10 protein-coding genes are annotated in these 13,983 nt (G+C 68.2%); 8 read left to right on the forward strand and 2 right to left on the reverse strand.

Annotated elements, in window-relative coordinates:
• The first annotated feature begins 19 nt into the window (after nucleotides 1–19).
• On the forward strand, nucleotides 20–841 hold the full coding sequence (locus CJ179_RS21320; RefSeq protein ID WP_095862822.1) for an HAD family hydrolase: 822 nt from the start codon (nucleotides 20–22) through the stop codon (nucleotides 839–841).
• Nucleotides 842–872: 31 nt separating this feature from the next.
• On the opposite strand, the gene CJ179_RS21325 is transcribed toward CJ179_RS21320, so the two are convergent.
• The gene (locus tag CJ179_RS21325) at nucleotides 873–3,014 is read right to left on the reverse strand and encodes an N-acetylmuramoyl-L-alanine amidase (RefSeq protein WP_095862823.1); all 2,142 of its coding nucleotides are present in this window, start codon (nucleotides 3,012–3,014) and stop codon (nucleotides 873–875) included.
• A 236-nt stretch (nucleotides 3,015–3,250) separates the two neighbouring features.
• Here CJ179_RS21325 and CJ179_RS21330 point away from each other — a divergent pair, with 236 nt between their 5' ends.
• The gene (locus tag CJ179_RS21330; RefSeq protein ID WP_095862824.1) at nucleotides 3,251–4,831 is read left to right on the forward strand and encodes a SpoIID/LytB domain-containing protein; all 1,581 of its coding nucleotides are present in this window, start codon (nucleotides 3,251–3,253) and stop codon (nucleotides 4,829–4,831) included.
• Here CJ179_RS21330 and CJ179_RS21335 read toward each other — a convergent pair.
• A complete protein-coding gene (locus tag CJ179_RS21335) occupies nucleotides 4,828–5,952 on the reverse strand; it encodes a glycosyltransferase (RefSeq protein WP_095862825.1) in 1,125 nt (374 codons plus the stop codon). The two genes, CJ179_RS21330 and CJ179_RS21335, sit on opposite strands and share 4 nt — an antisense overlap.
• A 147-nt stretch (nucleotides 5,953–6,099) precedes the next feature.
• Between CJ179_RS21335 and glf the strand changes: the two genes are divergently transcribed.
• The 6 genes from glf to CJ179_RS21365 all read left to right on the forward strand — a co-directional run bounded on the left by glf (nucleotide 6,100) and on the right by CJ179_RS21365 (nucleotide 13,900).
• Complete coding sequence (gene glf, locus CJ179_RS21340) at nucleotides 6,100–7,317, forward strand: UDP-galactopyranose mutase (protein ID WP_072938759.1); 1,218 nt, start codon at nucleotides 6,100–6,102, stop codon at nucleotides 7,315–7,317.
• Complete coding sequence (locus CJ179_RS21345; protein WP_095862826.1) at nucleotides 7,314–9,230, forward strand: glycosyltransferase; 1,917 nt, start codon at nucleotides 7,314–7,316, stop codon at nucleotides 9,228–9,230. Before glf ends, CJ179_RS21345 begins: the two co-directional genes overlap by 4 nt.
• Nucleotides 9,211–9,729: a phosphatase PAP2 family protein gene (locus tag CJ179_RS21350; RefSeq protein ID WP_012691118.1), complete on the forward strand. Its 519-nt coding sequence runs from the start codon at nucleotides 9,211–9,213 to the stop codon at nucleotides 9,727–9,729. The genes CJ179_RS21345 and CJ179_RS21350 overlap by 20 nt, the downstream gene beginning before the upstream one ends.
• Nucleotides 9,726–10,631 carry a decaprenyl-phosphate phosphoribosyltransferase gene (locus tag CJ179_RS21355; protein WP_095862827.1) on the forward strand — a complete coding sequence of 302 codons (906 nt, stop codon included), beginning with the start codon at nucleotides 9,726–9,728 and terminating at the stop codon, nucleotides 10,629–10,631. Before CJ179_RS21350 ends, CJ179_RS21355 begins: the two co-directional genes overlap by 4 nt.
• A 1-nt stretch (nucleotide 10,632) precedes the next feature.
• The gene (zomB, locus tag CJ179_RS21360; RefSeq protein WP_095862828.1) at nucleotides 10,633–12,552 is read left to right on the forward strand and encodes a flagellar motor control protein ZomB; all 1,920 of its coding nucleotides are present in this window, start codon (nucleotides 10,633–10,635) and stop codon (nucleotides 12,550–12,552) included.
• Between the two features lie 337 nt (nucleotides 12,553–12,889).
• The gene (locus tag CJ179_RS21365) at nucleotides 12,890–13,900 is read left to right on the forward strand and encodes an alpha/beta hydrolase family protein (RefSeq protein WP_072938600.1); all 1,011 of its coding nucleotides are present in this window, start codon (nucleotides 12,890–12,892) and stop codon (nucleotides 13,898–13,900) included.
• Nucleotides 13,901–13,983: the final 83 nt, after the last annotated feature.

The raw sequence follows: 13,983 nt of genomic DNA on the forward strand, positions 1-13,983 counted from the left end.
CGGCAGGCAGAATGGCTGGGTGAGCCCAGACCGACCGAGCCTTGTAGCGTCCGATGTCGACGGCACCCTGATCGGGGAGGACGAGCGCATCAGCGCCCGGACCCGCGACGCCGTCGCGGCGGTCGTCGCGTCGGGAACTCCCTTCGTGCTGGCCACCGGCAGGCCCCCGCGGTGGATCCATCCCGTGGTCGAGGGCCTCGGTTACGCGCCGCTCGCCGTCTGCGCGAACGGTGCCGTCATCTACGACAGCGACAGCGACCGCGTACTCAGCGCCGCGACCCTCGACGTCGACACCCTCACCTGGCTGTCGGAGATCGCGCTCCGCGTGCTGCCCGGCGCCGGGCTCGCCGCTGAGCGTGTCGGGGTCAGCGCGCACGACGCCGCGACCCCGCAGTTCGTGAGCTCGCCCGGCTACCAGCACGCCTGGCTCAACCCCGACAACACCGAGATGTCCGAGAACGAGGTCGTCGCGGCCCCCGCGGTGAAGCTGCTGATCCGGGTGCCGGAAATGTCCAGTCAGGCGATGGTCGACGCGCTGGCGCCGCACATCGGTCGCCGGGCCGACGTCACGTTCTCCACCGACAACGGGCTGATCGAACTGTCGGCGGCGGGCATCACGAAGGCGTCCGGGCTCGCGCTGGTCGCGGAGCGGCTCGGCGTAACGGCGTCGCAGATCGTGGCGTTCGGCGACATGCCCAACGACATCCCGATGCTGAACCTCGCGGGCCGCGGTGTCGCCGTCGAGAACGCGCATCCCGACGCCAAGGCCGCCGCCGACGAGGTGACGGCCACCAACTGGGACGACGGGGTCGCGAAAGTACTCGAGCGCTGGTGGTCCTGAGACCACCAGCGCCCGAGAGGGGGTAACCCGGTCAGCCGGCCGGAACCGGTGCCGGCTCGACGGGAGCGGGCGCGGGAGCCGGTTCGGGTGCAGGTGCAGGTGCCGGAGCGGGCTCGGCGGGGGCAGGCGGAATCTGTGCCGGGTCCGCGGGCGGTGCGACGGGAGCCGCGGCATCGACCCGGGCGCCGTTCTTGTAGGCCTCCGCGTAGGTGTCGTTGTACGTCTTCAACACCTTGGTCACGATGCCGGTGAGCTCGTTGAAGATCAGCGAGCCGTTCTCGAAGTCGGTGCGCAGACCGCCCGGGATCGAGTACTCGTCACTGGTCGGCAGGCCCAATTCACCGTTGTCGGCCCCGAGGCTCTGCCACGTCTTGAAGATCTGGCCGAGGACCGCCCACACGCCGCCGTTGGGCGAGGTGAAGATGGCGCCGTTGGCGAACTCTGCGCCCGAGTTCCCGGCCTTGGCCTGCAATAGTCCCGTGATGGCCTGGCCGAGCCTGCCGGTGTCGCCGCCTTCCGCGACCCACTTCTGGGCGACGGGCGACGGATCGGTGAGCCGCAGCAGTTCGTTGACCAGGGCGGGGATCCCGGCGCCGAGGCTGCCGCTGGCATCCGTGCCCGGACCGCCGGACGGCGCCGGAGCCTCACCCGCGTGTGCGTCCGAGGCCAGCGAGGCGTTGCCGCCAAGGTTGGCGGCCGCGATCTGCCGGATCTCGTCCATGTGCGAGTACGCCGCGTCGCCCGGGCAGGACGTGTTGCCGACATCGCGGTGCGCGAAGATCACCGGCAGGTCGACGGCCTCACCCTCCGCGTACGGGGTGAACTCGGTGCCCTCGGAGTACATCGTCGTCTCGCCGAGCGGGTCGAGTCCGGCCTTGCCGAGCTTCCAGCCGAGGAACTTGCCGACGGCGTCGAGCGTGGCCTGCGGCGGATCCTCGGACGAGAAGTCGCCCATCATCGCGACGCCGGTGGTGTTCTCGTTGAACCCGCCCGCGTGTGCGCCCTGGACGGGACGGTCGAGACCGCCTGCGCGACCCTCGAAGATCTGGCCGTATTTGTCGACCAGCGCGTTGTAGCCGATGTCGCACCAGCCGAGCGTCTGCGCGTGGTACGCGTAGATCGCCCGGACGATCTCGGCCGATTCGGCCTTCGAGTAGTCGTTGGCGCCCGCGGTGTGGTGCACGGTTGCACCGCCGATGAAGTCGTCGTAGTCGGGGTCCTGGCAGCGGATGGACTCGTCCGCGCCCCACTGCTGTCGGCTGATGACCTTGGGGCCGCCGCTGTCGAGCGGGCTCGCGATGTCGCTGAGCGTGGCGTCGCCGGGGCCGCTGCCCGGTTCGATGAGCACGGCGGTGACGTCGTCGGCGCCCGCTCGTGCCGGCTGCTGTCGCAGCGGCGTGTTGACGGCGGCGGGGGTGTACCCGAGCGGCGCGGCCCCGCCGGCGGCGGGCGCCGGTGCGGGAGCGGGTGCCTCGGGTGCGGGAACCGCGTCCGGTGCGGGTGCGGGTGCGCCCGCCTGGGCGGGTGCGGAGGTGGGTGTGAGGATCTGGATCGCCTTCGTCAGCCCGACGTAGACGGGTTCGGTGGCGACCGTGCCGTCCGACGCGGTCTTGTCGGTGCGACGGGTGTCGATCATGTCGGGGGAGACCCACTGTCCCCACGTTCCGTCGGCCTGCAGCGCACGGACCTTCGACTCCGCGGACGCGAGGGTCTCGGACGTGAGCGCCACCATGCTGAACGGGGTGTCGCGGGACAGTTCCTTGACGATCGCGCCGGGCTGCTGATCGGCCGGGGGCAGGATCGCGGGGTCGGAGACGTCGCCCGGGGCGGGGATTTTCAGCGGGATCTGCAGGCTCGGGATCTGGATTCCGCCGGGGAGTTGCACGTTGCTGGGGATGTGGAGGTACGGCGGGATCTTCAGGTTCCGGAGGTCGCCGATGTTGACGTCCGGCAGGTTCAGCCCGGTCAGTTCCTTCAGCGGGATCACGATGTCGGGGATCTGCGACAGCACTACCTGCGCGATCTCGGTGGACACGGCGGAGTTGGAGGTTTCGTTCGTGGATCGGACGTCCGAGGGTGCGCTACTGATGCCGTAGACCGCAACGGGACTTGCGACAGCCAGCGCGGCGACAGCCCCGAGGACGATCGAGGGCTTCGGTCGACGGTGCGGCAAGGGGGACTCTCCTCAGTTGTAGTTTCCTGCGAGCGACCTCGCGTGTCTGCAACTCGTGATGCTTGTGTGACGGAAGAGACTGTTGTTGCTAACTCCAATCACTCTTGCCACACTAGTCACACAGGTCCATAACGCTCAACCTTACATTGAGACTTTATCCCGAATTTCTCGGACCCGCTGAGACGAGGTGCACGCCCCGTCTCAGCGCTCGTTGTTCAGCGATGAGGAGTGCAGTGATGGCGAAGACCGAATTCGGGGTTCGTGCAGGTAGACCTGCCTGGACTCGCAGGAGGCGGTACATCGCGGGCCCTCCCGCCCCGCGCGGGTTCAGGGCCAGACTTCTGCGCGCGTCGGCGCTCGGCATCGCACCCGTCCTCGTCGTCGGCGCCGTCACCGGCGTGGTCGTGCAGGTGCGCTCCTCCGGCCAGGACGTCCGGGAAACCGTCGCCTCCGACACGCCGTTCACGCTGTCCGGGCACGGCAACGGCCACGGGCGCGGGATGGGCCAGTGGGGCGCCTACGGGTACGCGAAGGATCAGGGGTGGGCGGCCGAGCGCATCCTCGGCCACTACTACGGCGGCACGACACTCGGCACCCTCGCCGACGCGCAGATCAGCGTCCGGCTGCAGGCGCGTGACGACCAGCCGCTCGACGTCTACTCCGACGCCGGCGCCGTCGTCGCCGGCAAGCCCGTCGGACCGGGCGAGGCCGTCCACCTGACGCCGACCGCGGACGGCGGCGCCAACGTCGTCGTCACCCGCGGATGTGCCGGCGACGTCCTGTGGCAGGACGCCACCGACCACCCGTGGGTCGACCCGGTCGACCTCGCCCCGGACCGTCCCGCGAACGAACACCTCAAGCTGTGCGCCGGTGACACCCCCTACCGCGGCGCCCTCGGGGTCGCGCTCGACGGCGCCGCCGTGCGCACCGTCAACGTCGTCGACATGGACGACTACCTGCTGGGTGTGGTGCCCGCCGAGGCGAAGGCGGGCTGGGCCGACACCGGTGGGGCCGAGGCGCTTCGGGCGCAGGCCGTCGCGGCCCGCTCCTACGCCGCCGCCGAGAACCGGGAAGAGTATGCGAAGACCTGCGACACCCAGAGCTGCCAGGTCTACGGCGGTTCCTCGAAGGAGGACCCGCGGACCACGGACGCCGTCCGTTCCACCAAGGGCATGATCCTGACGAAGGACAACAAGCCCGTCGCTGCCGAATTCTCCTCGTCCACAGGCGGATACACCGCCGGCGGCGAGTTCCCGGCCGTCGAGGACCAGGGCGACACCGTGTCGCCGAACCACGACTGGGTGGTGACCCTCACCGCGGGCGACATCGCGTCCGCGTTCAACGTCGGCGAGCTCGAATCGTTCGAGGTGGTCACCCGCAACAACTTCGGGGTCGACGGCGGACGCGTCACCGGTGTGAAGGTCGTCGGAACGTCGGGGACCGCCGAGGCGACCGGCGCCGAGGCGAGGGCGAAGCTGAAGCTCAAGTCCGACTGGTTCACCCTCGGTGACGGACTCGCTGTCCCGGCTCCGCCTGCCGCCCCCGGCGAACCCGACCCGTCCATCCTCGCCTCCGCCGGCGAGGACGAGGACACCGTCGGCACCACCGAGGGTTCGCCGATCGCCGAGAAGTACAAGGAACTCGGCGGGGTCAACAGCACACTCGGCGCGCCGATCGGTCCCGAGATGATGCTGCCGTCGGAGGCGGGGAAGTTCCGGATGTTCACCAACGGCACCATCATCTGGACGAAGAAACTGGGGGCGCAGGTGATCGACGCCAGCGTGCTCCGCGAGTGGCTGCCGACCGGCGGCAGCTAAACGGAAGACAGCGGAGCGGCCCCCTCGAGCACGGCGAGCATCCCGTCGACCGACTCGGCCCAGCCGAAGTCCTCGGCCCGCCGCCGGGCCGACGCCCGGCGGGTGCGGGAGGGGATCTCGAGGATGCCGCTCACCGCGTCGGCGAACGCCGGACCCCGGTCCCGGGCCAGGGCGCCGCAGCCGGGTGTGATGATCTCGGCGAGAGCCGAAGACTGTGACGCGACCACCGGCGTGCCCGCCGCCAGCGACTCGAGCGCCGACAGGCAGAACGTCTCGTGCGGTCCGGGCGCCAGCGACACGTCCGCCGACGCGAACAGCGACGCCAGGCGGCCCTTGTCGCTGATGAACCCGGTGAAGTGCACGGGAAGCCCCCGGGCCCGGTACTGAAGCGCCTCCCGCCGGGGGCCGTCGCCTGCGATGACCAGCCGGGCGTCGTGCCCCTGCCGCCGCAACAGCCGGACGGCGTCGATGCTCCGTTCCACCTGCTTCTCCACCGACAACCGGCCGCAGTGCAGAAGGAAACGCTGCGCCGGATCGGCGAAGGAGTCGCGCATCTCCTGGTCGTGTTTGCCGGGGTGGAACATCGCGAGGTCGACACCGAGCGGGACCCGGTGCAGGTTGGGGGCCCCGATCCGGGTGAACTCCTCGCTCGCGAAGTCCGTCGTGCAGACCACGGCGTCGTAGTTGCGTGCCATCCGGCGGTTCGCGACGTCGGCCCAGCCGCGGGCCACCCGCCGGGGAGCGAACTGGCCGAGCAGCCGGTCGAGGCGCTCGTGTGACACGACGACACTGCGCACCCCGCGGGCGCGGGCCCAGCCCCCGAAACCGCGCAGCGTCAGCCGGTCGGACACCTCCAGGACGTCCGGTCCGAGCCCGGTGACGACGTCGGCCACCCGGCGCGGATCGACGACGCGATAACCCCCTGTCCAGGGGATGGTCGGAGCGGACCGGGTGATCCGCAGGACCCCACTCGGCAGCAGCTCCTCACAGTCCCGCTGACCTGGGACGACGAGGATCACCTCGTGTCCGCGTTCGACGTACCCCTGACCCCAGTTGTGGAGGGCGGTGCGGAGCCCGCCCGACCGCGGTCCGTAGAAGTTCGCCAGCTGGACGATGCGCACCCGCTCATGAAGCGCGATCGCCGCGTCGACGCGAACAACGAGGTCTGCAGAACCGGTGAATACAGGGAGAACTCCTCGTGCGTGCCGAAGGGGTCCCTGCACCCCTTGGCCGCGCACAGGTCGCGGAGTCGCTTACCCTGGTTCATCGTGACCGCTGCAACCCCAGAGACAACCGCCCCTGGCCGGTACGACCTCATCGTCGTCGGCTCCGGATTTTTCGGACTGACCGTCGCCGAGCGTGCAGCAACACAGCTGGGTAAGCGTGTGCTGGTGCTCGACCGTCGTCATCACCTGGGCGGAAACGCCTATTCGGAGGCCGAACCCGAGACCGGCATCGAGATCCACAAGTACGGAGCGCACCTGTTCCACACCTCGAACAAGAGGGTGTGGGACTACGTCACCCAGTTCACCGAATTCACGAACTACCAGCACCGCGTGTTCGCGCTGCACAAGGGCCAGGCGTACCAGTTCCCGATGGGCCTGGGTCTGGTGTCGCAGTTCTTCGGGCGCTACTTCACCCCGGACGAGGCGCGGAAGCTGATCGCCGACCAATCCTCCGAGATCGACTCCAAGGAGGCGTCGAACCTGGAGGAGAAGGCGATCTCCCTGATCGGGCGGCCGCTGTACGAGGCGTTCGTGCGCGACTACACCGCCAAGCAGTGGCAGACGGATCCGAAGAATCTGCCGGCGGGCAACATCACCCGCCTGCCGGTGCGGTACACGTTCGACAACCGCTACTTCAACGACACGTACGAGGGCCTGCCCGTCGACGGCTACACCGCGTGGCTCGAGAACATGGCGAAGGACCCGAAGATCGAGGTCCGGCTCGAGACCGACTGGTTCGACGTCCGCGACGACCTGCGCGCGGAGAGCCCCGACGCCCCCGTCGTCTACACGGGCCCCCTCGACCGCTACTTCGACTACTCCGAGGGCGAGCTGGGCTGGCGCACCCTCGACTTCGAGACCGAGGTGCTGGAGACGGGTGACTTCCAGGGAACACCGGTCATGAACTACAACGACGCCGACGTGCCCTTCACCCGGATCCACGAGTTCCGCCACTTCCACCCGGAGCGGGACTACCCGAAGGACAAGACGGTCATCATGCGGGAGTTCTCCCGGTTCGCGGAGAGCAAGGACGAGCCGTACTACCCGATCAACACGCCGGACGACCGCGCCATGCTCGCCGCCTACCGCGACCGTGCCAAGGAGGAGATGTCCGCGAACAAGGTCCTGTTCGGCGGCCGTCTCGGCACCTACCAGTACCTGGACATGCACATGGCGATCGCCAGCGCGCTGTCGATGTTCGACAACTCCCTGCGTCCGCACTTCGAATCCGGTGCGGACCTCGTGGGGGAGGCCGAATGAGCGCCCGGCATCTGCTCGAATCGGAGAAGGTCACCGAGGACGCGCCGCTTCTCGGCAAGTCACTGCTGCAGCGGGTGATCCTGCCGCGCGCCGGTGAACCGCTCGACGTCCGCACCCTCTACCTGGAGGAAGCGAAGACCAACAGTCGCCGCGCGCATTCGCTGTCGCGGACGTCGCTGTCGGTCGGCGCCGAGTCCGAGGCGTCGTTCTGCACCTACTTCAACGCGTTCCCGGCCAGCTACTGGCGCCGGTGGAGCACGCTGAACTCCGTGGTGCTGCGGCTCGAGCTGTCGGGGCACTGCCGCATCGACGTGTACCGGTCGAAGGCCGATTCCTCGCGCATCCACGTCGAGGGCCGCGAGTTCCAGGACGGCGACGCCGCCCTCGAGTTCGAGATCGAGCTGGTGCCGTTCGAGGACGGCGGCTGGATCTGGTTCGACATCACCAGCGACACCGAGGTCGTGCTGGAGAGCGCAGGCTGGTACGCGCCGGTCGGCGCTCCCGGTGAGGCCACCGTCGCCGTCGGCATCCCCACGTTCAACCGGCCCACCGACTGCGTCAAGGCGCTGACGGCGCTGGCGTCCGACGAGCTCGTCATGGATGTCGTCAAGGCCGTCATCATCCCGGACCAGGGCACCCGCAAGGTCAAGGACGAGCCCGGCTTCGCGGAGGCCGCGGAGGCGCTCGGCGACCGGCTGGCGATGCACGACCAGGCGAACCTCGGCGGGTCCGGCGGCTACAGCCGGATCATGTACGAGGCGCTGAAGACCACCGACTGCCAGCACATCCTGTTCATGGACGACGACATCGAGATCGAGCCCGACTCGATCCTCCGCGCGCTCGCCATGTCCCGGTTCGCGAAGTCGCCGATGCTCGTCGGCGGGCAGATGCTGAACCTCCAGGAGCGCAGCCACCTGCACTCGATGGGCGAGGTCGTCGACCGCAGCATCTTCATGTGGACGGCCGCCCCGAACGTCGAGTACGACCACGACTTCTCCCGCTACCCGCTGAGCGACCGCGAGAACTCCCGCCTGCTGCACCGCCGCATCGACGTCGACTACAACGGCTGGTGGATGTGCATGATCCCCCGGCAGGCCGCCGAGGAACTCGGTCAGCCGCTGCCGCTGTTCATCAAATGGGACGACGCCGAATACGGTCTGCGGGCCCGCGCCGCCGGCTACCCGACCGTCACCATGCCCGGTGCCGCGATCTGGCACATGGCGTGGAGCGACAAGGACGACGCCATCGACTGGCAGGCGTACTTCCACCTGCGGAACCGGCTCGTCGTCGCGTCCCTGCACATGCCCGGGAACGGCCGCGGACTCGTGATCAACACGGTCAAGGCCACGATCAAGCACCTGCTGTGCCTCGAATACTCGACGGTCGCGATCCAGAACCAGGCCATCGCCGACTTCCTGCAGGGTCCCGAGCACATCTTCGAACTGCTCCCCACCGCGCTCGGCAACGTCCACGCGATGCGCAAGGAGTACCCGGACGCCGTCGTGCTGCCGTCGTCGACGAGCCTGCCGATGCCCTCCGGTGAGGAAGTCGGCGCGGTCGGCCTGCCGACGAACCCGCTCGCGAAGATCGTCCGACTCGGTAAGGGCCTGGTCCACAACGTCAAGCCCGCGCACGAGCAGCACCACGAGCGTCCCCAGCTCAACGTGCCCACCATCGACGCGCGCTGGTTCCTGCTGTCCCAGGTGGACGGTGTCACCGTCACCACCGCGGACGGGCGCGGAGTCGTCTACCGCAAGCGCAACCCCAAGCTGGCGCTCGCGCTGCTGAAGGAAGCGATCCGGCTGCGCCGCGAACTGGCCCAGCGATTCCCCGAACTCAAGCGCGAGTACCAGGACGCCGTTCCTGCCCTGACCAGCAAGGAGAGGTGGGAACGTGTCTTCGGCATCCAGTGAGATCCAGATCCTGCAGACAGTCCAGTCGACGATCGCGAGCCGTCCCGGCGTCGTCTCGACCGCGCGGGGCATGTCCCACTTCGGTGAGCACGCCCTCGGGTGGGTGGCCGTCGCCGGCATCGGCGCGGCGCTCGACAAGCCCCGCCGCCGGCAGTGGGCGGGCGTCGCCGTGGGCGCCGTCGGCGCCCATGCGGCCTCGATCGTGATCAAACGCATCGTCCGCCGCCCGCGGCCGAACGACCCGTCGATCCAGGTCAACGTGTCGACGCCCAGCAAATTGAGCTTCCCGTCCTCGCATGCGACATCCACCACAGCGGCTGCGGTGCTGCTCGGCCGACTCACCGGGCTACCCTTGCCTGCGTTGTTGGTACCGCCGATGCTGCTTTCCCGGCTCGTCCTGGGAGTGCACTACCCGACCGATGTGCTCGCCGGATCTGCCCTGGGGGCCGCCTCCGCGGTCGCGGTGCTGAAGGCCGAGCAGAAGTTTGGAGAAAAATGAGCGAGGAACCGGCCGTCGTCACCGGACCCCCGACATCCCTGGCGGCTGGCATCGTCAAGGCCGTCCGCCCGCGTCAGTGGGTCAAGAACGTCCTGGTCCTCGCAGCTCCCGTCGCCGCGGGCACGGCGACGGAATCCGCCGTCCTGCTTCCCGTCGCACTCGCCTTCGTGGTGTTCTGCATGGCAGCGTCCGGCATCTACCTCGTCAACGACGCGATGGACGTCGAAGCGGACCGCGCGCACCCCACCAAGCGATTCCGGCCCATCGCGGCCGGTGTGCTGCCCATCAACCTGGCGTTCGCGATGGCGGTCGTGCTGCTCGGCGGCTCGATCGCCCTGTCGTTCCTCGCCAACTGGCAGCTGGCGGTCGTGATGGCCGTCTACATCGGCATCCAGCTGGCGTACTGCTTCGGCCTCAAACACCAGGCCGTCCTCGACATCTGCATCGTCTCGTCCGGGTTCCTGCTGCGCGCCATCGCCGGTGGTGTGGCCGCCGAGATCGCACTGTCGCAGTGGTTCCTGCTCGTCATGGCATTCGGTTCGCTGTTCATGGCGGCCGGTAAGCGGTACGCCGAACTGCAGCTCGCCGAGCGCACCGGCGCGAAGATCCGCAAGTCCCTCGAGAACTACACCACGACGTATCTGCGGTTCGTCTGGACGCTGAGCGCCACCGCGGTCGTGCTCTGCTACGGGCTGTGGGCGTTCCAGCAGGACGACCTGAAGGGCACCAACTGGTACGCCATCTCCATGGTGCCGTTCACGATCGCGATCCTGCGTTACGCCGTCGACGTCGACGGCGGCGAGGCCGGGGAGCCCGAGGAGATCGCGCTGGGCGACCGCGTACTCCAACTTCTCGCGATTGCCTGGATCGGAGTGGTGGGTGTCGCTGTCTACCTCGTCTGACTTGGTAGGCGACGCCGAGGAATCGGGCGCCGCCGCGGAGCGGACCACCGAACGCCACCGGAAGGCCATCCTCTCGAGGGTGGTCTTCCTCGGGGGTGTGGCCGTCTCGGCTCTCCTGATGTTCTGGGGCGCCTGGGAACGGCGATGGATTGCCGACGACGGTCTGATCGTGCTGCGCACGGTCCGGAACCTGCTCGCGGGCAACGGTCCGGTGTTCAACTCGGGCGAGCGGGTCGAGGCCAACACCAGCACCGCGTGGACGTACATCGTCTACGCGTTCAGCTGGCTGTCCCAGGCCCGGCTCGAATACGTCGTTCTGACGATCGCGCTCATCCTGTCCACGGCGGCGATCGTGCTCGCCATGTTCGGCACCGCACGCCTGTACCGCGGTGGATCCTTCGCCGGCGGCGGCACGCTGTTCCTGATGCCCGCCGGTGTGCTCGTGTACATCGCGGTGCCCCCGGCCCGCGACTTCGCGACGTCGGGCCTCGAAAGCTGCCTCGTCATCTTCTGGATCGCGCTGCTCTGGCTGCTGCTGGTCCGGTGGAGCCAGGCGGCCTCCCCGTCCACCACTTCGGTGCTGACGCTCGCGTTCGTCGCCGGCATGGGCCCGCTCGTGCGGCCCGAACTGGCGATCCTGGGTGTGCTGTCGCTGGCCATGATCTTCCTGGCGCCCGGCCTCACGTGGGTGGTGCGGGTGGCGATGGTGTTCGTCGCCGGCATCGTCCCGGTGGGCTACCAGATCTGGCGCATGGGCTACTACGCCCTCCCGTACCCCAATACCGCGGTGTCGAAGGACGCCGGCGGCGCGAAGTGGTCGCAGGGTTTCGCGTACCTCTGGAACCTGCTCGGCCCGTACCTGCTGTGGCTGCCGCTGGTCTTCCTGTTCGCCGGCGCCGTGATCGCCTGGCGCGGCCGGGACAAGGACATCGAGCATGGTGTTCGTCACACCGAAGGGAATTGGCTGACGCGCCTGCGCGGAGGGCTGCGCACGCAGAATGCCGTGGTCGTCTTCATTCTCGCGAGCGGGCTGATCCTCGGTCTGTACTCGTTGCGCGTCGGCGGCGACTTCATGCACGGCCGCGTTCTTCTCCCCGTTCTGTTCTGTTTCATCGTTCCTGTCGCCGTAATTCCGGTGCGAATTCCGGACCGCGCATCATGGGGGCGTAACAGGGAATCGTCGATTTTCCTGGCAATGGCTTTCCTGTGGGTCGGCACCGTCGTGTGGGCGTTTTTCGCGTCGAACACGACGGGAATGCCGGAAGGTGTCGTTATCGGACGTTCCGGAATTGTCGACGAACGCGCCTTCTACGTTCTCAACACCGGTCATGCGCACCCGATTCGCGCGGACGACTACCTGGACTATCCGCGCATGCGCGCCATGGTCCAGACCATTTCGGACACCCCCGACGGCGGCCTGCTCATCCCGTCCGCCGACTACACGTACTGGTTCGTCGTTCCACCGCCCCTTCCGATCCCGGAGGACGGCGCAGGACACACCGTGTACTTCCTGAACCTCGGCATGACGAGCATGAACGTCGGCCTCGACGTGCGGGTGCTGGACCAGATGGGTCTCGCCTACCCGCTTGCGGCGCACACCGAGCGGTTGGACGACGGCCGTATCGGGCACGACAAAGCTCTGTACCCCGACTGGGTCGTGGTGGACACGGGAATGATCGACAAGCACCCGTGGATGCCCGGATTCCTCGACGAGGATTGGGTGACCGAGGCGCGGGTCGCGCTCACGTGCCCCGAGACTCAGGACCTGCTGACGTCGTACCGGTCGGAACTGACGTGGCCGCGATTCAAACAGAATTTCAAGGATGCGCTGCATTTCGCGAGTTATCGAATCGAGCGAGTGCCCGCATATGAAATTCAGCGGTGCAATCTCGAGCCGCCGTTCCCGGAACCGGCCAAATAGGGCGTACCGGGCGGGGCCTGTGTCACCGCGGCGTCCCGGGCAGATCTCGATGTCGGAACATCAGATCTCGTTTGTGTAACGCTGGAACTGTCGGCGACGATGTACGTCGATGATGAGTCATCGTGACGGTGGTCTGGAAGTTCCCCGAAAAGCGCTCCGCGAGCGTTTGTCAGGGAAGTTCGTGTGACATACAGTCCACCAAGCGCAGTGTGACTCGGAAGAGGTCCGCTGCCGACCCGGCCACGTGCCCGGGGCGGCAGGTCGCCTGTTCCCCGACGGAATCCGCCGGAGCCGCCCAGTTGGCGGAGTCCGCAGACGAAGAGAGTGAGCAGTATTCATGCGTTTTGCCAGACCGAGGTTGTCTCAGCGCCTCAAGCAGCGTGCGATGGCCATCGGCGCCGTCGCACTGGTACTGCCTGTAGGCGCAGGAATCGCTGGTGGAGCCGTTGCTGCAGCAGCACCGACGCACGCGGGGCCCGCCAAGACCGCACCGGCCGGTGGCTACGAGGAACTGTGGGTTCCCTCTTCCATGGGGCCGATCAAGGTCCAGGTCCAGTGGGCGGCCCGTGGCGGTAGCTCCGCGCTGTACCTGCTCGACGGACTGCGCGCCCGCAACGACCGCAACGCATGGAGTTTCGAGACCAACGCGTTCGACCAGTACCGCAACGACAACGTGACCCTGGTCATGCCCGTCGGCGGCGAGTCCAGCTTCTACTCGGACTGGTACTCGGCGAGCAACTTCAACGGTCAGCCCGTCACCTACAAGTGGGAGACGTTCCTGACCCAGGAACTGCCCGACTTCCTGGCCAATTACGGTGTCTCGCGCACCAACAACGCCGTCCTCGGCCTGTCGATGGGTGGCAGCGCCGCCCTGACGCTCGCCGCGTACCACCGCGACCAGTTCAAGTTCGCCGGTTCGCTGTCCGGCTACCTGAACATCTCGGCTCCCGGCATGCGTGAGGCGATCCGCGTCGCGATGCTCGACGCCGGCCGCTTCAACGTCGACGCCATGTGGGGCCCGCCGTGGAACCCGGCGTGGCTGCGCAACGACCCGTTCGTCTTCGCGCCGCGCCTGAACGGCCTGTCGATGTTCATCTCGGCCGCCAGCGGCCTGCCCGGTGAATTCGATCACCCGCGCGCGCCGATCGACTACTACAACACCGCGAACGGCATGGGCCTCGAGGCCCTCGCCCTGGCCAACACCCGCGCCTTCCAGGTGCGTCTGGCCAGCCTCGGTGTGCCGGCCACCTTCGACTTCCCGGCCAACGGCACGCACTCGTGGCCGTACTGGGGTGCCGAGCTGTGGAAGGCCCGCGGCCAGATCCTGGACACGCTGGGCGCCTGGTGATCTAGACGCCACCACATTCGTGGCGAATGCCGCCCCGCCTCCCCGGCGGGGCGGCGCTCGTGCGTTCTGAAGTGCACGGTCCC

This window comes from Rhodococcus sp. ACS1 (genome assembly GCF_002300155.1).
Taxonomy (GTDB): Bacteria; Actinomycetota; Actinomycetes; order Mycobacteriales; family Mycobacteriaceae; genus Rhodococcus_F; species Rhodococcus_F koreensis.

Bases quoted from the DNA above. Each gene is read 5' to 3' on its own strand.
- CJ179_RS21330 (WP_095862824.1), top strand. From the start codon at position 3,251: ATGGCGAAGACCGAATTCGGGGTTCGTGCAGGTAGACCTGCCTGGACT.
- CJ179_RS21345 (WP_095862826.1), top strand. From the start codon at position 7,314: ATGAGCGCCCGGCATCTGCTCGAATCGGAGAAGGTCACCGAGGACGCG.
- CJ179_RS21355 (WP_095862827.1), top strand. From the start codon at position 9,726: ATGAGCGAGGAACCGGCCGTCGTCACCGGACCCCCGACATCCCTGGCG.
- CJ179_RS21365 (WP_072938600.1), top strand. From the start codon at position 12,890: ATGCGTTTTGCCAGACCGAGGTTGTCTCAGCGCCTCAAGCAGCGTGCG.